We start from the raw sequence: 20,582 nt of genomic DNA, 5'->3' as shown, positions 1-20,582 counted from the left end.
CGACGGCGCCGCACGGCCCGTACGGCTCGTACGGACCGTGCGGCCCCGTGCGGATCAGTCGCGGTCGGAGCTGACGGTCGTCTTCTGCACCTGGAGCAGGAACTCCGCGTTGGACTTGGTCTCCTTCATCTTCTCCAGGAGAAGCTCCAGAGCCTGCTGCATGTCCAGCGCGTGCAGCACCCGGCGCAGCTTCCAGACGATGTTCAGCTCGTCCTTCGACATGAGGATCTCCTCCTTGCGGGTGCCGGACGCGTCGACGTCCACCGCGGGGAAGATCCGCTTGTCGGCCAGGGACCGGTTGAGCTTGAGCTCCATGTTGCCGGTGCCCTTGAACTCCTCGAAGATGACCTCGTCCATCTTGGAGCCCGTCTCGACCAGCGCCGTGGCGAGGATCGTCAGCGAGCCGCCGTTCTCGATGTTGCGGGCGGCGCCGAAGAAGCGCTTCGGCGGGTAGAGCGCGGTGGAGTCGACACCACCGGACAGGATCCTGCCCGAGGCCGGGGCCGCGAGGTTGTAGGCCCGGCCCAGGCGGGTGATCGAGTCGAGCAGCACGACGACGTCGTGGCCCAGCTCCACCAGTCGCTTGGCGCGCTCGATGGCGAGCTCGGCGACCGTGGTGTGGTCCTCCGCGGGACGGTCGAAGGTCGAGTGGATGACCTCGCCCTTCACCGACCGCTGCATGTCGGTGACCTCTTCCGGACGCTCGTCGACGAGGACGACCATCAGGTGGCACTCGGGGTTGTTCCGGGTGATCGCGTTGGCGATCGACTGGAGCACCATCGTCTTTCCGGCCTTGGGCGGGGAGACGATGAGGCCGCGCTGGCCCTTGCCGATCGGGGAGACCAGGTCGATGATCCGGGTCGTCAGGACGTTCGGCTCGGTCTCCAGGCGCAGGCGCTCCTGCGGGTACAGCGGCGTGAGCTTGTTGAAGTCGGGCCGCTGGCGGGCCTGCTCCGGGTCCATGCCGTTGACCGTGTCGAGGCGGACGAGCGCGTTGAACTTCTCGCGCCGCTCGCCCTCGCGCGGCTGGCGGACGGCGCCGGTGACGACGTCGCCCTTGCGCAGGCCGTTGCGGCGGATCTGGGCCAGGGAGACGTAGACGTCGTTGGCTCCGGGCAGGTAGCCGCTGGTGCGCACGAACGCGTAGTTGTCGAGGATGTCGAGGATGCCGGCGATCGGGATGAGGACGTCGTCCTCGCCGACCACGGGCTCGCCGCCCTCGAAGCGGTCGCGCCCGCGGCGGTTGCGCTCCCGGAAGCGGCCGCGACGTCCGCGGCGGTCGTCGTCCTGCTCGGTGCCGTGCTGGTCGCCGCGGCCCTGCTGGCCGCGGCCCTGCTGCTCGGCGCGGCCCTGACCGGAGTCGGCGGCCCGCTGCTCGGCGCGGCCCTCGCCGCGCTCGCCGCGCTCACGGCCTTCACCGCGCTCGCCGCGCTCACGGCCCTCGCCGCGCTCACGGCCCTCGCCGCGCTCACGGCCTTCAACGCGCTCACGGCGGCCCTCGCCGCGCTCACGGCTGCGGCGCTCGCGGCGGCTCTCGCCGCGCTCGGCGCGGCCCTCGGCGGGGGCGGTCTCACTCGGCGCCTCCACGGCCGGGGCCGCGGCGGCCACCGGCTCGGGCGCGGTCACCGGCTCGGCGGCGGGCTGCTCGGCCGGGGCCGCGGCGCGGGAACGCTCCCTGCGTCCGCGGGCGGGGCGCTCGGCGGCCGGCTCGGCGGCGACCGGAGCCGCCGGCGCCTCCTGGGCGGCGGCGGGCGCGGCGGCCCCCTCGGCGGTCACGCCCTGCTTCTCCTGGATGGCCGCGATCAGCTGGCTCTTGCGCATCCGCCCGGTCCCGCTGATGCCGAGACCCGACGCCATGGCCTGAAGCTCGGGCAGCACCATGGCGGACAGGCCGGTGCCGGAGCGACGACGCGGCGTCTTCGCCGCGGCGCGGGTGGGGGTGTCGCCGGCCGCAGGCTGTGCGCCGTTTGCGTCGGAGAGGAGTTCGGTGGTGTCGCTCACTAATGGGTCCTTCCCAGGGGTCGGGCGTGGCCACGATCGGCCAATCGTCCCGGTGGTGCGATCGATCCGGCGGGACAGACCGGGTCAGGTTGCACGTTGTGGTCCTGTCGCGATCCTGTTGCGATCTTGTTGCGATCCCCGGCGGCCCCGGAGGGCCGCCGCCACTGTCGGAGAAGGGGACATCCGCGCTTCACCGTCGAGACCCGCCGACGGTGGGGCACGGAGGACACCCCCCGGATTGCTACCGGCAACCAGATGTCGAGGTGGTTCGAACGCGCATGTCCCCTGAAACGCCGCCTCTCCTTGCCCCGTTCGAATGTGGACCATTCGGAGGCGGCGGATTCGGGGAAGCCACTGCGGCGATCACGCCTCGTGGAACAAGACGTGAGGCAACGATGTGTGGCTGACAAGCACGCACCCAGCACGGGGGCATCTGGTGCGGCTATCAGCCTAACATCACCAGCGCACACAGCTATTCCCTGAAGGCCGAAGAGGCGTCAACGTGTCTCGGGAGAAACGACGCACGCACCACGGGTTTCGACATCCAGTGGCCGGATGTGCCAGTCATTACCCACTTCTGGTGCGATCAAATCCTGCGTATCCCCTGTCGAAAACGCAAGAACCGTGGGACCCGCGCCCGAGACGATCGCGGGAATCCCGATCCCGCGCAGCCGCCGCACCAGCTCCGCCGTCCGGGGCATCGCCGGCGCCCGGTAGTCCTGATGCAGCCGGTCCGCCGTCCCCGCCAGCAGCAGCTCCCGCTCCGGCCGCCCGGTCAGCGCCGCGACCAGCAGCGCCGCCCGTCCGGCGTTCACCGCCGCGTCGGCGTGCGGGACGGTCGCGGGCAGCAGCCCCCGGGCGACCTCCGTGGACAGCCGGAAGGAGGGGACGAGGACCACGGGACGGACGTCGGCGTGCGGGAGCAGTTTCGCCATGCGCGGAACCCCGTCCGGCTCCGTCCACGAGATCGTGAGCCCTCCCGCCAGGCAGGGCGCCACGTTGTCGGGATGGCCCTCGATCTCGGTGGCCAGGGCGAAGACGTCGTCGTCGGTGAACTCCCGCGTCTTCCCCGCGGCTCCGGGCACCGGCCCGTCCGGGCGCCGGCGGGCGTCCGTACCGCTCCCGCCCCCCGTGCCGGGCACCGCCGGGTACGGCCCTGCCGCCAGGGCCCGGGCGGCGAGGATCCCGGCGCAGATCGCCGCGGAGGACGAGCCGAGGCCGCGCGCGTGCGGGATCCGGTTGACGCAGCGCAGCCGGATGCCCCGCGGGCTCGGCAGTCCCATCCGGTCGAAGGTCCTCCTCATCGTCGCGACGATGAGGTGGCCCTCCCCGAGGTCGACCTCCCCGGCCCCCTCCCCCTCCACGGACACCTCCGCGGACGGCCCGTCCGGACCGGGGTCGTGGAGGGTGGCCTCCACCTCGTCGTACAGGGCCAGGGCCAGTCCCAGCGTGTCGAACCCGGGGCCGAGGTTGGCCGAGGTCGCCGGGACCCGGACGACCACCGTGCTGTCGGTCATGCCTTCCTTCGCGGGAGAGGAGAGGAGAGGGGGGTCAGGCGAGCTCGAGGGCGCTCGCCGCCGCGTGGGCGTCGATCGGGATCGTGATCGGGGCGGGCGCGCCGGAGATGGCCCAGTCGGGGTCCTTCAGGCCGTTGCCGGTGACCGTGCAGACGATGCGCTGACCGGGCTCGACGAGGCCCTGCTCGTGGGCCTGGAGCAGACCGGCCACGCTGGCCGCGGAGGCGAGCTCGACGAACACGCCCTCCTCCTGCGCCAGGAGCTTGTAGGCGGCGGCGATCTGCCGGTCCGTGACGGCCTGGATGACGCCGCCGGACTCGTCGCGGGCGGCCTCGGCGAGCTTCCAGGAGGCGGGGTTGCCGATGCGGATCGCGGTGGCGATCGTGTGCGGGTGGGTCACCGGGGCGCCGTTGACGATCGGCGCGGCGCCGCTCGCCTGGAAGCCGAACATCTGGGGCGTCTTCGTGGCGACGCCGTCGGCGGCGTACTCGGTGTAGCCCATCCAGTAGGCGGAGATGTTGCCGGCGTTGCCGACCGGGATGCAGTGGATGTCCGGCGCGTCGCCGAGCGCGTCGACGATCTCGAAGGCCGCGGTCTTCTGGCCCTGCAGCCGGAACGGGTTGACCGAGTTGACCAGCGCGATCGGGTAGCTGTCGGAGAGCTTCCTGGTCATCTCCAGGCAGTCGTCGAAGGAGCCCTCGACCTGGAGCAGCCGGGCGCCGTGGACCAGCGCCTGGGCCAGCTTGCCCATGGCGATCTTGCCGCGCGGCACGAGCACCGCGCAGGTGAGCCCGGCGCGCACGGCGTAGGCGGCGGCGGAGGCGCTGGTGTTGCCGGTGGAGGCGCAGATGACGGCCTTCGCGCCCTCCTCGACGGCCTTGCTGATGGCCATGGTCATGCCGCGGTCCTTGAAGCTGCCCGTCGGGTTCAGCCCCTCGACCTTCAGGTGGACCTCGCAGCCCGTCAGCGCCGAGACCCGGCGCGCCGGCACGAGCGGAGTGCCGCCCTCCAGCAGGGTGACGACGGGCGTCTCCTCGGTGACCGGAAGACGGTCACGGTATTCCTCGATGAGACCACGCCACGCCCTGGCCATGATTGCTCCTCCCGCACGTGATCCCATGCCACGCGCGCTACCTGCGGTGTTGGGCACCGAGTCTACGGCCAACGGCCCGCCCCGGGGGATCCGGCGTCCACCACGTGGACAATCCGGGACAGACCCCGTGGACATCCCCGGGCAAGTCCTCAGTGAACATCCAGAAACGGCAGGTATGGTCGACACGACTTGACAGGTGGGACCCCGGACGATCTGACAAGGAGACGCAACTCTCATGACGGACGGAGCGGCGATCGGTCTGCCCCCGATCCGGCACAACGACTACTCGCCCCTGCGCCCCGCGGCACTCGGCGCCTGGGAGCCTTCTCTGCCGGTGAGCGTGGTCGTCCCCGCGCACGGTGGACAGCACCGGCTCGACCTGGTCCTGGCGGCCCTGTCCGCGCAGACCTACCCGGACCACCTCCTGGAGGTGATCGTCGTCGACGACGGCAGCGAGCCGCCGCTGCGCCTGCCGGAGATCGCCCCGCCGGACACCCGGATCGTCACCGCGCCCTCCGGGGGCTGGGGCCCCGCGCACGCGGTCAACGCCGGCGCGGCCGTGGCCGGCGGCGCCGTCCTGCAGCGGCTGGACTCCGACATGGTCGTCTGCCGTGAACACATCGAGGCGCTGGCCCGCTGGCACCACCTCTGCGACCACGTGGTCGCGATCGGCGCGAAGAAGTTCATCGAGGAGCCGCCGGTGACGCCCGCCGGCGTCCACGAGGCGGTGCGCGGGGGCTCGCTGGCGGACGCCTTCGACCTGTCGGCGGCGCTGCCCAGCTCCACCGAGGAGACCATCGCCCGCCTGGACGGCCTGAAGGCCAGCCGGAACCCGTACCACGTGTGCACGGGACCGACGGTGTCGATGCGGCGGGAGGTCTTCCACGCCGTGGGCGGGCTCGATCCGGCCGTGCCGCGCGGCGAGGACACCGAGTTCGCCTACCGGCTCGCCCAGCACGGCGTGGTGTTCGTCCCGGACATGGCCGCCGAGGCGGTGCACCTCGGGCTCCCCGCGCAGCGCCTCGCCCCGGAACGGGCGGTCCGGCTGGTGGCCCCCTACCTGGCCCACCGGGTACCGCTCCGCCGGGACCTGCGCAAGGACCCGGGGCGGCGCTGGCTGGTGCCGTACGTGGAGGTGGTGTTCCACGTGGACGGCGCCGGGCTGGAGCAGGTGCGCGAGGCGGTGGGGGCGGCGCTGTCGGGATCGGTCGGCGACGTGGTGGTCACACTGGTCGCGCCGTGGCCGGAGCCGTCCGCCGAGCGCCGGCCGGCGCTCGGCGACCCGGCGTTCGAGCTGCGGCTGATGCGCGAGCACTTCTCCCACGACGACCGGGTACGGCTGGCCGCCCGGGTCTCCGCCACACCGGCGCCGATCCCGTTCCGCTACACGGGCCCGGTCTCGGTCCCGCCGGCCCCGCGGACCCTGGAGCGGATGATCGACGCCGTCCAGCGCGACCGCCTGGGGATGCTCGTCGCCGACCTGGCCGGCGGCCGGACGGCCACCCTGGAGCGGACCGAGGCGCTGGGCCGGGCCCGGCTGCTCGGGGCCACCGGAGCGACCGCCGTGGCCGCCTCGGTCGAGGCGACCCACGGCCTGCGGAGGGCGCAGCGGGCGGAGTTCTGGCCGGCCGGGCAGGCGGGGCAGCGGCAGGGAGCAGGACAGGGCAGGACGGTGCCGGGACCGGAACAGGAGCGGCCCGCGCCGAAGACACCGGGCAGGCCGGGACCGGGCAAGGGCGAGGCGGAGCGGCGCGCCCCCACCGGTCCGGCCCCCCGCAAGCCGCGCACCCTGCTCTCCCGGATCCGCTCCGCGCTCCTGCAGAACTGATCCGCTCCGCGCTCCCGCGGAACTGCTCCGCTCCACGCACGCCGCGGGACCGCTCCGCTCCGCGCTCCCGCGGAACTGCTCCGCTCCACGCACGCCGCCGGACCGCTCCGCCCCGCACACGCCGCGGGACCCGAGGTGGAGACCGGTGTCCGCCGGGCACGGCCCCCGGCGGACACCGGTCGGCCGGAGTGGTCCTCCGGAGCGTCCGGCCGGAGAGTCCGCGCCGAGGCCGTCCTTGGACGACCCGAAATGCCGGGAAGGGCAAGGTAACCCCCAGGAAGCACTAAGCTTCCGTTGAGTTCCAAACGTTACATTCTGCTCCGCATCCGGATGGCCGGTGCCCCCGCGCGCCACCGGCGGATGACGACGACACACGGAAGGTACGTACGGATGCCCACGCCCCGACAACTGGTGCTCCCGGCCGCGGCCGGTGGCTGCCTGGCCCTGGTGGCACTGGTGGTCAGCGGTGCCGTCCCCGCCTCCGACGCCGTCCTGCTGGGCGCGGTGGTGCTCCTGCTGGGCACACAGGCGCTCGTCCTCCTCGCGGTCCGCCGGACGGACGGCAAGGCGCAGCGCGTCGACGCCCGGACGAAGCGCTGCGAGACCGGGCTGGCCGAGCTCACCGCGGCGGCCGAGCGGATCGGCGCCCGGCTCGACGAGGTCGCCGCGCTGCTCTCCGAGCGCGGCCTCGCGCACGACGAGGACCTGCGCGCGATCCTGGCGTCCCTGGGAGAGGACCGCCTGAACGCGATGGCCCTGCGGCAGGAGGTGGCGCGCCTGGCCGGCCTGCTGCCGCACCCCGCCGGACCCCCCGCGCCCGCGGCCGTCCCGGCGCCCTCTTCCCTCCCCGCGCCCTCCTCCCCGGCGTCCGCCCCCGCCCTCCGGCCGGCCTCCGCCGAGAGCGGGACGTGACGGCGGCCCGTCCGGGCCCCGGCCGCGGCGGGCGACCGTCGCCAGGGACCCTGGTCAGGCACAACGACTACTCCTGCCTGCGGCCCCCCGCCCTCGGCGACTGGTCCCCGCACCTGACGGTCAGCGTGGTGATCCCCGCCCGCGACTGCCAGGAGGCGCTGGACCGCACCCTCGCCGCGCTGGCCGCGCAGAGCTACCCCGCGCACCTGATGGACGTGGTCGTCGCCGACGACGGCAGCTCCCCCGCCCTGCGGGTGCCCGCCCTGGCCCCCGCGAACACCCGGATCGTGCGCGTGCCCGAGGGCCGGTGGGGACGGGGCTGGGCCCGCCGGACCGGCTCGTCCGCCGCCGAGGGCGAGGTCGTGCACTGGGTCGACTCCGACATGGTCCTCGACCGCGAGCACGTCGAGGCGCACCTGCGCTGGCACCACCTCTCCCCCTGCGTGGTCGTCCTCGGCGACGTCCTGTTCACCCCCGCCGGCCCCGAGCCGGGCCCGGCGGACATCTTCCCGGCCGTCGGCGAGGGCAGGGCGGCCGGGCTGTTCCCCTCCGCGGCCCCGCACGCCTACCGGGCGGACCTGCTGGCGCGGACCGGATGGCTGCGCGAGGCCGGCGGCGGCGCCTTCCACCTGCACACCGGCGCCACCACCTCCGTCTCCGCCGCCCTGCTGCGGGCGGCCGGCGGGGTGGACGCCTCCCTCCACATGGGCGAGGACACCGACCTCGGCTACCGCCTCGCCCAGGCGGGCGCGGTCTTCGTGCCCGACCCGCAGGCCCGCAGCTGGCACCTCGGCCCGTCCACGGTCATGCTGCGGGAGAAGGAGGTGCACCGGCACAACTGGTCGGTGCTGCCCGACCTCATCCCCGACCTGCGCTGGCTGCGCTCCCACCCGCGCCGCACCTGGCGGGTGCCGTACGTCGACGTCGTGGTGGACGCTGCCGGCGCCTCCTACGAGGACGTCCGCGCGAGCGTGGACTCCGTGCTGGCCGGCACCCTTCCCGACGCCGCCGTCACGCTGCTCGGACCGTGGCACGAGTTCACCGGGGAGCGCCGCTCCGCCCTGGACGACCCGCTGCTCGACCTGCGGCTGGTCCGCAACCTCTACGGGCACGAGCCCCGTGTCTCCTTCGCCGGGGAGCTCCCGCCCACCTCGGCGCCCACGCCGTTCCGCCTCCGTCTGCCCGCCGGATGGGCGCTCGCGCCCGACGCCCTGGCCCGGATGACGGAGCTGGCCCGGCGTGAGGAGTACGGCCTGCTGGGCGTGGCGCTCGGCGAGGACGCCGGCGGGGTCCTCGCCGCCAGGCTGGAGCGGACCGCCGCCTTCGCCCGGGCCGCGCTGGCCGCCGGGCCGGACGGCGCCCAGGACCTGGACGGCCTGGTGCACGAGCTGTGGGGCTCCTTCTGGACGGACGGCGAGCAGTCCGGCGTGGCGCGGGCCGGGAAGGCCGGGAAGGCGGAGCCGGCCCCTCAGACGCCCAAGGCGCCGAAGCCCGCCCAGTCCGGCAAGGCCACCGAGCCCGCCAAGACCGCGGTCGCGGCTCCGGCGGCTCCGGCGGCCCAGGCCCGCCCGGCCGCTCCCTCCGCAGGGTCCCCCCAGACTCCGCAGGTCCTGCGGGCCGGTCCGCTGGCCGGTCTGGTCCGCGCCGCGCTCGACCGGAACGCGGGCGACGCCAGGCGGCGCGTCCTGGTCTACCTCGCCGGCTTCGAGCCCACCGGCACTGCCGGCGTCCCCGGGACCCCGGTCTCCTCCGCTCCCTCCGTCTCCTCCGGCCCGTCCCGCACGGCACCGGTGGTGGACCTGGACGGCGACCTGTCCGGCGCGCCCGACCCCGGCCAGAGCGCCGCCGAGGTGCTGCTCCTCGCCCGGACCCCGACCGACCTGCGCCGGGCCGCGACCCTGCAGTCGCTGCTCCCGGCCGCCGAGCGGGTCGTCGTCGCGGTGGCCGAGACGCCCCCCGCCTGGACCGCGCCGGTCCTGTCGCCCACCCCCGCCCACCGCTGGCGGGCCCTGACCGACCTGCGCGTGCACCGGCCGGACGGGGCCTCCTGGGCGGTGGAGGCCCGCTTCGGCAAGCCCGTGCCCGCGGGCCGCACCGTGGCCGCCACGGCCAGGGCCTTCGCCGGGCACCGGCTGGACGCCGTCACCGCGCCCGTCGCCGGACTGGCCGGCCCGGGGGCCGCGCACTGGCGGCCCGGCGATCCGAACGCGGCCCCCGCCGCCTCCGCCGGGCCCGTTCCCGAGCGGTTCGGCGCGCGGGGCGGCGACCTGGTCCTGCGCGTCACCGGCTCGGACCCGGAGCCGTGGGCGGGCGCGGAGAGCCCGCTGGAGCGCCCGGTGGCCGAGCTGCTGAGCTGGGAGCGGCTCGGCCAGCCCGGCGGCGCCGCGATCCTCGGCGGCGATCTCGCCGACCTGTCCGACCCCCGGTCGCTGCCCCCGGTGGACGACCGTTCGGTCAACCCGATGGGCTTCGTCACCGTGCCCGCCCTCGGCATGGCCGAGCTCCGCCCGGAGGCCGGCCGGTGGACGGTCGTCTGCGAGAACGGCACGCTCACCCGGTTCGCCTCCTCCGGGTGCGTCACCGACACCGACGTCCACCGGATCAGGAGGGTCCGGGGGATCCGCGTCGACTGGCGGCGCGCGCACAGCGGCCCGCTCGCCGCGCTCCGGGTCGTGGCCGGGCTGGCGGCGGCGGGCGTCCCGCTCGTCTCGGGTCCCGTGCCGCCCTGGGCGGCCGCGCTCGGCGCGGAGCTGGTCCGGCTGATGACCTCGGTCGGCGAGGCCGACCTCGCCGACGACCTGCGCCGGGAGGAGTACAGCGTCCGGCTCCGCCGCGAGGCCCTGCGCACCCACGGCGTGCGGGCGCGCTGGGAGCAGCTGGGCGCCCCGCGTCCGCCCGCCCCGGCGACCTCGGTGCTGCTGGCCACCCGCCGCCCGGAGCTGGCGCGCTTCGCGCTCGCGCAGGTCGGCAGGCAGCGGGGCGCGGAGCTGGAGCTGGTCCTCGCCCTGCACGGCGTGCCCGCCGACCATCCGGAGGTGAAGGAGGCGCTGGCGTCCTTCGACCGCCCGGTCACCGTGTTCGAGGCCGACTCCCGGACCGTCTTCGGGCAGGTGCTCAACGAGGCCGCCGCCCGGGCGTCGGGGTCGTACCTGCTGAAGATGGACGACGACGACTGGTACGGCCCGGACTTCCTGTCCGACCTGCTGCTGGCCCACTCCTACTCGGGGGCGCAGGTCGTGGGCACGGTCCCGGAGTTCGTCTACCTGGCGCCGATCGACGTGACCGTCCACCGGGAGCAGGTCACCGAGCAGATCACCAACTTCATCGCCGGAGGGACGATCTTCGCCGAGCGCTCCGCGTTCGAGGCCGTGGGCGGTTTCCGGCCGCTGCCGCGCGCCATCGACGCCCAGTTCCAGCACGCCGTGCAGGCGGCGGGCGGGCAGATCTACCGCACCCACGGGCTGGGCTACATCCTGCGGCGCGGCAAGGTGACGGGGCACACGTGGCGCGAGCCGATCGGCACGTTCCTGCGGCGCAACAAGCGCCAGTGGCGGGGGTTCCGGCCGAACGCGCTGATGGAGCTGCCGCAGGGGCCGGACGCGCCCACGGAGCCGGTCCACGGGCCGGACCCGCTCACGGAGCCGCCGCGGAGGCCGGACGCGCTCACAGGACCGCCGGAGGGGACGCCGTGACCGCACCCGAGACGACCGCACCCGAGACGACCGCGCCCGGGACGACCGCCTCCGGCGCGCGCGCCCCCGAGCCGCGTGTCCCCGGCAACGACTACGGGGTGCTGGAGGCGCCCGCGCTCGGCGACTGGTCCCCGCACCTGACGGTCAGCGTCGTGATCCCCGCCCACGGGGGCCAGGAGCGACTCGACCTCGTCCTGGCCGCCCTGACCGCCCAGTCCTACCCGGCCCACCTGGTGGAGGCGGTCGTCGTCGACGACGGCAGCGAGCCGCCGCTCCGCCTGCCGGAGATCGCACCGGAGCGCACCCGCCTCGTCCGCAGCGCCCCCGGCGGCTGGGGCATCGCCTGGGCCATGCAGTCCGGTACGGCGGCCGCGGAGGGCCGGGTGATCCTCCGGCTGGACTCCGACGTCGTCCCCTACCGGGACCATCTCGAGGCGCACCTGCGCTGGCACCACCTGGCCGGCTACCTGGTGGTCACGGGCAGGCTGCGGTTCACCGCGCTGGAGAGGACCCCGCCGGCCCCCGGCGAGGTCCGCGCCGCCGTCGCCGCGGGCCGGGCCGCCTCCCTCTTCGACCCCGCCCCCGACTCCGGCCACGACTGGCTCGACGAACTCGTCGCCTCCCACCGCGGCTTCCGCGACGCGCCCCCCGCGCTCCTGCACCGGATCCACCTCGGCGCGACGGTCTCGGCCCCCGCCGGGCTGCTGAGGGCCGCGGGCGGCTACGACCCCGCGCTCCCGCTGGGCGAGGACACCGAGCTGGGCTACCGGCTCACCCAGGCGGGGGCGGTGTTCGTCCCGGAGGGCGAGGCCGTGGCCTGGCACCTGGGCACGACCACGGCCGTGCGGCGCGGCGCCGAGGTCAGACGGCACAACCAGCCCTTCATCGCCGACCGGGTGCCCTGCCGGCGGCGGCTCCGCACGGACCCGGGCCGCCAGTGGCTGGTGCCGTACGTCGACGTCGTGGTGGACGCCGCCGGCGCCTCCTTCGAGGACGTGCGGGCGAGCGTGGACGGGGCCCTGGCGAGCACGCTGCCCGACGTCGCGGTCACCGTGGCGGGACCGTGGTCCTCGCTCGCCTCCACCCGCCGCGCCCTGCTCGACGACCCCCTGCTCGACCTGCGGCTGCTGCGCGCCCAGTACGCCCACGACGGGCGCGTCTCCTTCGCCGAGACGATCGCGCCGACCTCCGCGCCGGCGCCGTTCCGCCTGGTCTGCCCGGCGGGCTGGGTGCCCGGGGCGGACTCGCTCCGGCTCCTGGTCGAGGAGGCCGAGCGGCAGGGGGCGGGGCTGCTGCTCCTGGCCCTGGACGAGGACGACTCCGGCGTGGTGGCCGCCCGGCTGGAGCGGACGGCCGCGCTCGCGCGGGCGCTGCTCGTGGCGCGGGACGGCGAGCCCCTGGACGACGTGGTCGCCGAGCTGTACGGCGCGGCCTGGCTCGACGGGGAGTCCTGGACGTTCCGGCCGGCCCACCGGGCCTTCCCCTCCTGGGCGTCCAACCGCAACCGCGAGGCCGCCCGGTGGCGGGCCGAGGCCGAGGCCCGCGCGAAGGAGGCCGAACGCGCCCGGCGTCAGGTCGCCGAGCTCAAGACCGAGCTGAGGCGGCTGCGCGCCGCCGCGGCCAAGGGCCTGCGGGACACGGAGCGCTGGCGCGAGAAGGCCGAGCAGCGCCGTCAGGAGGCGGCCGACCTGCGCAGGACGATGGAGCGCACCCTGCTCCGGCGGGCCCGCAGGCGCCTGCGCCGCCTGCGCGAGGGCCGCTGACCGGGTCCGTCCGGCTTCCCCGGCCGGCCGCGCGCGGGGGCGGGGAGCGCCGGAGGGCTCGCGGCGCGCCCCTCCCCCGCCGGACCGCCGCCGGGGTGTCCCTCCCGCTCGGGGCCGCGGAGCGGCGCCGGCGCCCGGTCACTCCTCGGGCAGCGGCCTGACCTTGCCCCTCACCACCTGGTCCATGGTCCGGACCACGGTGCCCCGGCTCCTGCGCTTCTCCAGCCAGCCGAGGAACTCCTGCAGCCGCTCCGGCGTGGTCGAGTACTGACCGCAGCCGTCGCAGATCAGGTGGAAGATGATGGGGACCAGGCCGCCGCCGGCCTTCTCCGCGTCGAGCACCTGCTGCTTCAGGTGCCGGACCGGCGTGCTGTCGAGGACCGAGCTCGGCGCGCGGAGCTCCCAGCGGTCCGCCGGGGGCAGGGTCTCCGCGGCGGGGCAGGTGCGGCAGCCCCAGTGCCGCAGGCCGTAGGTCGTGCGGGCCGCGTTGTAGCCGCACTGCCTGGCCGTGCGCTCGGCGTCGGCGTCGACCGCGCCGAACGGGTAGGCGAAGGTGGTGACCCGGTGGCCCCTCTTCATCAGCGCCCGGCGGTCGTCGCAGATCTGGGCGCGCTGCTCGTCCGGGAGGAGCTCGTCGAGCCGGGCGTGGTCCACCGTGTGCCCGCCGATCTCGTGGCCGGCCTTGGCGAGCGCGGCCAGCTGGCGCCAGGTGAGCTTGCCCTCGTCGCCGATGGTCCCGCTGTTGACGTAGAACGTCCCCCGCATGCCGTGCCGCTGGAGCATGCGGGCGGCCGTCACGTTGCTGGCGTCCCCGTCGTCGAAGGTGAGCACCACGACCGTCGTGGCCCGCGCCGGTTTCGCCGGCTTCTTCGGCGCGGCGTTCGCCGCGGGGGCGGACAGGGCGGGCCAGGCCAGGGCCAGCGCCGTCAGGGCCGCCAGGGACGCCTTCAGGCGCGCGGAGGTCTTCACGGGGGCGGTGTCCCTTCGGGGGAAGCGGAAGGCCGATCCGGACGACGGTCCGGACCGGCCTCACGGTGAAACAGACCGGTGCACTGAAAAGCACCATACCGATCTATATGTCGTTGAACCGCCTTTTACCGAGACGTTATGGCCGCACGCCGTCCAAGCGGAGGGGGATCCGCGCACCGCCTCCGGCGGGAGGCCGCGCACCGTCCCCGGCCGGAGGACTACGAGGCGAGGCCGCGCACCGCCCCCGGCCGGAGGACTACGAGGCGTCCTCGCCCTCCACCCGCATGACGCTGACCACGTCGCGGACGATGTCCAGCTCGCGCAGGCCCTCGATCGTCGCCGAGAGGGCGGCGTCGGTGGCCCGGTGCGTGACCAGGACGAGCTGGGCGTCGGCGCCGAGACCCTCCTGGCGGACGGTCTGGATGGAGACGTCCTGCTTGGCGAACATGTCGGCGACCCGGGCGAGCACACCCGGCTTGTCGGCGACGTCCAGGGAGACGTGGTAGCGGGTGACGGTCTCGCCCACCGGGTGGACCGCCAGGTCGGCGTAGGTCGACTCCTCCGGACCGCGCGCGCCGGACACCCGGTTGCGGGCCACGGCCACGATGTCGCCCAGCACCGCGCTGGCCGTCGGCGCGCCGCCGGCGCCCGCGCCGTAGAACATGAGCCGCCCGGCGGACTCCGCCTCGACGAAGACCGCGTTGTAGGCCTCGCGGACCCCGGCGAGCGGGTGGTCCCGGGGGATCATCGCCGGGTGGACCCGGACGCCGAAGGAGCGGCCGTCCTCCGAGCGGGCGCAGATCGCCAGCAGCTTGATGACGTAGCCCATGGCCTTGGCGCTGGCCACGTCCGCCGCGGTGATCTCGGTGATGCCCTCCCGGTACACGTCGGCGGCCGTCACCCGGCTGTGGAAGGCGATGCCGGCGAGGATCGCCGCCTTGGCGGCGGCGTCGAAGCCCTCGACGTCGGCCGTGGGGTCGGCCTCGGCGTACCCCAGGGCCTGGGCCTCCTCCAGCGCGTCGGAGAACGAGGCCCCGGAGGAGTCCATCTTGTCGAGGATGTAGTTGGTGGTGCCGTTGACGATGCCGAGCACCCGGTGCACGTGGTCGCCGGCCAGCGACTCGCGCAGCGGCCGGATGAGCGGGATCGCGCCCGCGACGGCCGCCTCGAAGTAGAGGTCCGCCCCGCCGTCCCTGGCGGCGGCGTGGATCGTCGCGCCGTCCTCGGCCAGCAGCGCCTTGTTGGCGGTGACGACGGACTTGCCGCTCCGCATGGCGGCGAGGATGAGCGAGCGCGCCGGCTCGATGCCGCCGATCACCTCGACGACGATGTCGACGTCGTCCCGCGTCACCAGCGCCTCGGCGTCGGTGGTGAGCAGCGCGGGGTCCACGTCGACGTCCCGGGCCCGGCCCAGCCTCCGCACGGCCACGCCCGCCAGCTCCAGCGGGGCGCCGACCCGGGCGGCCAGGTCGTCCGCCTGCTCGCGCAGGAGCCGGACCACCTGGGATCCGACCACACCGCAGCCGAGGAGCGCGACTTTCAGTTTCTTCCCTGAAACCTGGTTCACAGCTGTCCTCTCAGCAAGTCGTCCTCGGTCTCCCGCTGGACGATCACACGGGACGCCCCGCCGGAGACCGCGACCACGGCCGGCTTGGGGAGGTAGTTGTAGTTGCTGGCCAGCGAACGGCAGTAGGCGCCGGTGCCGGCCACCGCGATCAGGTCGCCGGGGGCGAGGTCCTGCGGGAGCCACAGGTCGCGGACCACCATGTCACCGCTCTCGCAGTGCTTGCCGACCAGGCGGGAGAGCATCGGCTGCGCGTCGCTGGCCCTGGACGCCAGGCGCGCGGTGTACTCGGCGCCGTAGAGGGCGGTGCGCACGTTGTCGCTCATGCCCCCGTCGACGCTGACGTAGGTGCGCAGGCCCTCCACGTCCTTGATCGTGCCGACCTCGTAGAGCGTCACGCCCGCGATCGCCGAGATGGACCGGCCGGGCTCGACGGTGAGCTTCGGGACCGGGAGCCCCGCGGCCTGCGCCACCCTGGTGACGATCTCGCGCAGGCTGTCGGCGATCTCCTTCACGTCGGGCGCCTCGTCGCCCTCGACGTAGGCGACGCCGTACCCGCCGCCGAGGTCGAGCTCGGGGAGGGTGACGCCGTGCTCCTGCTGGATCTGCACCATGAGCTTGGCCAGGCGGCCCGCGGCCACCTCGAAGCCGGCGGTGTCGGTGATCTGCGACCCGATGTGGGAGTGCAGGCCCACCAGCTCCAGCTGCGGCAGGGCGAGGATCCGCCGGGCCGCCTCGGCCGCCGCTCCGCTGCTCAGCGAGAGGCCGAACTTCTGGTCGTCGTGGGCGGTGGCGATGAACTCGTGGGTGTGCGCCTCCACGCCCACGGTGACGCGGATCATGACCTTGGGCCGCGCGCCGTGCTTGTCGGCGAGGAAGCCCAGCCGCGCGATCTCCTCGAAGGAGTCGACCACGATGTGCCCGACGCCCACCTGGACGGCCCGCTCCAGCTCGGCGGGCGACTTGTTGTTGCCGTGCATCGTGATGCGCTCGGGCGGGAAGCCGACGCTCAGCGCGACCGCGAGCTCTCCCGCGCTGCACACGTCGAGACCGAGCCCCTCGTCCATGATCCAGCGGGCGGCCTCCCGGCACAGGAACGCCTTGGCCGCGTAGTGGACCTCCCCGCCCTCGAAGGCGGAGCGGTAGTCGCGGCAGCGGGAGCGGAAGTCCTCCTCGTCCACCACGTAGAGCGGCGTGCCGTACTGCTCCGCCAGGTCCCGGACGTCCACGCCGCCGATCGTGATCGAGCCGTCGGCGCGGCTGGACGTTCGCGGCCAGATCGTCGGATCGAGCGTGTTGAGGTCGGCGGGCGCCTGCGGCGGGCGGTCCTCGGGAAGGATCTCGGCGTGCCGGTCACCGGCGGGGTGGACGAATCGACTCACCCAAAAGAGGCTATCGGACCCGCAGATCCAGATGAGACGCCTGCCCACCTGTCGAGACGGAATCGTCCGCCGATACGTGAACTTTTTGCGCATAGGGCGCATTCCGCCGGAGGATTTCGCCGTTCCGCCGAGGTCAGGAGACCTCCTCCGCGGGGGCCTTCCAGGTGTTGCAGGACGCGACCGTGCCCTCCTTCTGCCCGCGCAGCATCCAGCGGGCGCTGCTGGCGCCCGAGCCGTGCGAGTCGCGGTAGACCTCGGCCTGCTCCTGCGTCGCGGACGACTGGGCGGCCGCGGAGCGGCGCAGGTCGTTGAGCAGGTACGGGTGCACGTCGCGGAGCGTCGCGGCGGCCAGGCAGTCGGCCTGCAGCTCCAGGCGGCGCGACCACGCCTCGTCGAAGACCTCCGGGCCGCTCTGGTCGGCGATTCCGGTGATCTGCTGGACGTGGTGGGCGTACTCGTGGGCGAGGGTGAACATCATCGGGAACGTCTCGCGCTCCTCGCCGCCCCGCTCGACCAGGACGTTGACGACGCGATCCCCCGAGCAGTAGATACCGGACCAGTCGAAGTCGTCGATCCCGCAGGCCGCCTCCTCCGGGGTGCCGACCAGCCGGGTCTCCGCGGGCGGCTCGTAGTCGAAGCCGGCCCGCTCCAGCGCGGCGCTCCACATGCGGTCCAGGCAGCCGGCCAGCGTCCGCAGCGTGGCCTCGCCGTCGGCGTCGAGGTCCTTCGGCAGCCCCGCGCAGCGGCGGCCGACCGGCGTGGCCGCCTCGTAGAGGCTGTGCGTGGCCAGGGCCGAGCGCCCCGAGCCGGGCGCGGTCCCGATCAGCTCCCGCAGGTCGTCCCGGAAGTGGATCAGCCCGGCCACGACGACGGCGACGGCGAGGACGATCGGCAGCGTCCGCCGGACCACCCCGGGCCTCCGGGGCTCGTGCGGGGACCAGTCCCGCGGACCGCTCACTCACCCTCCCCGAGGCATTTCAGCTGATTCCTCACAATCTATCCGGTGGGATCAGACCGATCGCCACCAGCGCCTCCGCCAGCACCTGCCGGACCGCGCCCGCCAGCCGTACCCGCGCCACGTGCAGCGCCGACGGCTCCTCATCCCCCTTCGGCAGCGCGGGCGCCCGCTCGAACGCGTCGTGGTAGACCAGCGCCAGCCGTTCGGCGTAGGCAGCCCACCCGGGATCGCGGCTCACCCTCCGCCCCGGGGCCTCCGCCAGCGCCCGCAGCACCGCCCGGTCCCGCCGGCAGGCCAGCAGCTCCGGCCGGAACTCCCCCGCCACACCCAGCTCCGCCGCCCAGCGCGCCACCGCGACCGCCCGCGCGTGCGCGTACCCGACGGCGAACCCGGGGTTGTCCCACGTCCCCGGTCGCCACGGGGAGGCGGGGCCCGCCGCCCAGCGCGGCCCGGCCTTCTCCCCCCGGCCCGCGGAGACCGGGGACGCGGAGGAGATCGGAGACCCGGAGGACGCCGGAGACGCGGAGGGCCCGGCGGGCGCCGCGCCCACCGGGGACGCCGGAGACGCCGGCGGGAGCGGCGGGGGCACCGCGCCGACGTCCTCGACCAGCTCGCCGGGCACGGCCACCACGATCTCCAGGAAGGCGCCGGGACGCAGCCTGACCTCCGCGATCCCCGGCAGCGCGCGCACCCGCTCCGCCAGCTCCTGCGGCGGCTCCCCGCGGCGCAGCGCGGCCGTCGAGACGTACAGCGCCTCGTGCTCCCACGTCCCCCGGGGCGCCGGCGGGGTCCCGAGGACCTCGGCGAGCCCGCGCGGCGTCACCGGCCCGCCCCCGTCACGGCTCAGACCAGCGCGTGCGGCTCGGCCGGGCCGTACTCGACGAGCCGGGCCGAGCCGAGCAGCCCGGCGTCGTGGTCGCGCCGGCAGACGTAGCCGTAGCGGTCGGCGGAGAAGACCTTGACCCCGTCGGTACGGCACTGCCGCATCAGGACCTCGTCCCAGCCCTCGGACAGGTCGGCGAAGCCGAGGGAGCGCAGCACGGTCCTGCGGCCCAGCAGGGTGGCCCCGGCCACCTCCGGCAGGTAGGCGTACTCGGCCTCGGGCCGGCGCAGCACGGTCGCGCCGACGTCGGCCAGGTGGGCGTGGTAGGCCGCCTTCCCGGCGATGTCGGCGGTGGTGAAGGTGAAGACCCGGGCCAGGTCGGCCAGGTAGTGCTCGCCGTAGGTGTCGCGGCCGTCCATGACCGCCACCAGGTCGCCCTCGCACAGGTCCAGCGCCCGGTCCAGCAGGGCCCCGGTGGTCAGGGCCGGGTCGGCGGAGCGGACCGCGACGTCCACGTGCGGGCCCAGCGCGGCGCGCGCCCGCTTCTCCGCCTCCTCTGCGGAGGCCGCGTCGGTGACGGCCTGCGAGAGCAGCACCAGCTGCACGATTTCCCCCTGTCCTCCCTGTCCCCGCTGTCCTCCCTGTCCTCCCTGTCCTCGCTGCCGCGCGACCTGCTCCAGCGCGCCACCGAGGTCGCCCCGGTCCAGCATGATCACCGAGATGCCCAGGGTCGGCCGGGCGCTGGGCAGCCCGATCGCGTCCAGCAGCTCGTCGACCCTGTCGGTCATCGTGCCGGCGGCGTAGGCCTGCCGGAGCGCCGCGTGGGCCCGGCGCAGGTCGGGCTCCTCCCCCTCGGCGGGCAGGCCGATCGGCGTGCCGCAGGCGGCCAGCTCGGCCAGGCGCCAGGGCTCGGTGCCGGGCGGGCAGTCCACGGCCTTCGGCCACCGGTAGGAGGTCAGCACGTCCGGGTACGACAGGTGGCCGGGGAGCAGCTCCGCCAGGGTCAGGGCCCGGTCGAACCTGCCCGAGGACAGCGGCAGCGGGTTGTGCACGCGCGGCTGCACCGCGAAGGGCAGCAGGCCCAGGGAGGGCTCCCGGCGGCCGGAGGCCCGCTCCGCCGAGGCCAGCGCGGTCCCCCACGCCTGCACCGAGGCGGGCAGGGCGGTGACGATGTGCTCGAACAGCGCCGCCGTGGCGGCCCACTCGGACACCTCGCCTCCGGTGTGCCAGAAGACCGTGCGGATGCCCCGCTCGGCGCACCAGGCCAGCAGCGCGCGCAGGCCGTCCCCGCCCTCGCGCACCTCCTCGGCCCAGGGACCCTGCCCGACCGACTCGACCAGCAGCAGGTGCGGCACCTCCGCGGCCAGCGCGCGGGCGAAGTCGCGGGGCGTGAAGCCGGCGGTCTGCCGCCACTCGTAGCGCAGCAGCGCCTCGGCGTGCGGGCCGGCGACCACGGCCGCGGTCAGGTGCGGGCGGGTGTTCGGGCCGGTCGGCACCCGGAACGGCTTGAGCCGGAAGGAGACCCCGTCGAGCGTCCGGGTCGACGCGGTGGCCTGGAAGGCCGCCCCGGGCACGGGCTTGGCCGTTTCGGGGGCCTGCGGGACCGGCTGGCGCTTGGGCGCGGCCGGGCGCTGGGCGGGCCTGGCCGCTCCGCGCAGGCCGCGGGCCAGCCGTACCGGGTTGGTCTTGCCCGTCTTGATCGCGTCACCGAGCCGGGACCAGCGGGCCATCTGCACCGACGAGAGCTTCCAGCGGGCCACCTCGGCCTGGTAGCGCTGCTCGGCCAGCTCCTTGCGGAGCCTCTCCTCGGTGGCGCGGGCCCGCTCCAGGTCCTCCTGGGCCTCGCTCAGGCGCTCGCGGACGTCGCGGAGCTCCCCCACCGCCCGCTCGGCCTCGGCGATCCTCGCCTGGGCCGCGTCGAGCAACCGGGCCAGCTCGGCGGTCCGCTCCGCCTGGGCCATGGCTTCCCGCAGCGCCCGCTGCGTGCTCTCGAGTCGCTCGCTCGCCACGTCGTCCTCCGATTCATGAGCCGGGCGAAAGGATACCCTTTGGTCAATCGCGACACAGAGGAGTCAGCACG

General features: G+C 75.0%; 13 protein-coding genes. 4 read left to right on the top strand and 9 right to left on the bottom strand.

Annotation, left to right across the window (positions count from 1 at the left end; translation table 11 throughout):
• Positions 1 to 54 precede the first annotated feature (54 nt).
• The 3 genes from rho to thrC form a co-directional block, all read right to left on the bottom strand.
• A complete protein-coding gene (rho, locus tag ACFOWE_RS03870) occupies positions 55 to 2,001 on the bottom strand; it encodes a transcription termination factor Rho (protein ID WP_377285399.1) in 1,947 nt (648 codons plus the stop codon).
• 497 nt (positions 2,002 to 2,498) lie between these two features.
• Positions 2,499 to 3,518, bottom strand: coding sequence for a homoserine kinase (locus tag ACFOWE_RS03865; RefSeq protein ID WP_377285398.1), 1,020 nt, complete (start codon positions 3,516 to 3,518; stop codon positions 2,499 to 2,501).
• Positions 3,519 to 3,552: 34 nt separating this feature from the next.
• The gene (gene thrC / locus ACFOWE_RS03860) at positions 3,553 to 4,611 is read right to left on the bottom strand and encodes a threonine synthase (protein WP_377285397.1); all 1,059 of its coding nucleotides are present in this window, start codon (positions 4,609 to 4,611) and stop codon (positions 3,553 to 3,555) included.
• A gap of 235 nt (positions 4,612 to 4,846) precedes the next feature.
• On the opposite strand from thrC, the gene ACFOWE_RS03855 reads away from it, so the two are divergent.
• The 4 genes from ACFOWE_RS03855 (at position 4,847) to ACFOWE_RS03840 (ending at position 12,806) form a co-directional block, all read left to right on the top strand.
• Positions 4,847 to 6,439 (top strand): glycosyltransferase, encoded by a 1,593-nt coding sequence (locus ACFOWE_RS03855; protein WP_377285396.1) that lies wholly within the window; start codon positions 4,847 to 4,849, stop codon positions 6,437 to 6,439.
• Positions 6,440 to 6,829: 390 nt separating this feature from the next.
• A complete protein-coding gene (locus ACFOWE_RS03850) occupies positions 6,830 to 7,351 on the top strand; it encodes a hypothetical protein (RefSeq protein ID WP_377285395.1) in 522 nt (173 codons plus the stop codon).
• Entirely contained in the window at positions 7,348 to 11,043 is a 3,696-nt protein-coding gene (locus ACFOWE_RS03845; RefSeq protein ID WP_377285394.1) for a glycosyltransferase, read from the top strand. The genes ACFOWE_RS03850 and ACFOWE_RS03845 overlap by 4 nt, the downstream gene beginning before the upstream one ends.
• Positions 11,040 to 12,806 (top strand): glycosyltransferase, encoded by a 1,767-nt coding sequence (locus ACFOWE_RS03840; protein ID WP_377285393.1) that lies wholly within the window; start codon positions 11,040 to 11,042, stop codon positions 12,804 to 12,806. The genes ACFOWE_RS03845 and ACFOWE_RS03840 overlap by 4 nt, the downstream gene beginning before the upstream one ends.
• 138 nt (positions 12,807 to 12,944) lie before the next feature.
• On the opposite strand, the gene ACFOWE_RS03835 is transcribed toward ACFOWE_RS03840, so the two are convergent.
• The 6 genes from ACFOWE_RS03835 to ACFOWE_RS03810 form a co-directional block, all read right to left on the bottom strand.
• Positions 12,945 to 13,775 (bottom strand): polysaccharide deacetylase family protein, encoded by an 831-nt coding sequence (locus ACFOWE_RS03835; RefSeq protein WP_377285391.1) that lies wholly within the window; start codon positions 13,773 to 13,775, stop codon positions 12,945 to 12,947.
• A 256-nt stretch (positions 13,776 to 14,031) separates the two neighbouring features.
• Positions 14,032 to 15,342, bottom strand: coding sequence for a homoserine dehydrogenase (locus ACFOWE_RS03830; protein WP_377285390.1), 1,311 nt, complete (start codon positions 15,340 to 15,342; stop codon positions 14,032 to 14,034).
• On the bottom strand, positions 15,339 to 16,721 hold the full coding sequence (lysA, locus tag ACFOWE_RS03825; protein ID WP_377285389.1) for a diaminopimelate decarboxylase: 1,383 nt from the start codon (positions 16,719 to 16,721) through the stop codon (positions 15,339 to 15,341). Before lysA ends, ACFOWE_RS03830 begins: the two co-directional genes overlap by 4 nt.
• A gap of 133 nt (positions 16,722 to 16,854) precedes the next feature.
• Complete coding sequence (locus tag ACFOWE_RS03820) at positions 16,855 to 17,679, bottom strand: neutral zinc metallopeptidase (RefSeq protein WP_377285387.1); 825 nt, start codon at positions 17,677 to 17,679, stop codon at positions 16,855 to 16,857.
• A 31-nt stretch (positions 17,680 to 17,710) separates the two neighbouring features.
• Positions 17,711 to 18,502 (bottom strand): DALR anticodon-binding domain-containing protein, encoded by a 792-nt coding sequence (locus tag ACFOWE_RS03815; RefSeq protein WP_377285386.1) that lies wholly within the window; start codon positions 18,500 to 18,502, stop codon positions 17,711 to 17,713.
• A 20-nt stretch (positions 18,503 to 18,522) separates the two neighbouring features.
• Positions 18,523 to 20,511, bottom strand: coding sequence for a hypothetical protein (locus ACFOWE_RS03810; protein WP_377285385.1), 1,989 nt, complete (start codon positions 20,509 to 20,511; stop codon positions 18,523 to 18,525).
• Positions 20,512 to 20,582: the final 71 nt, after the last annotated feature.

The organism is Planomonospora corallina (assembly GCF_042650625.1).
Classification (GTDB): Bacteria; Actinomycetota; Actinomycetes; order Streptosporangiales; family Streptosporangiaceae; genus Planomonospora_B; species Planomonospora_B corallina.
Note: the sequence above shows the minus strand (reverse complement) of the source record. Positions and strands in the feature narration are given on the sequence as shown.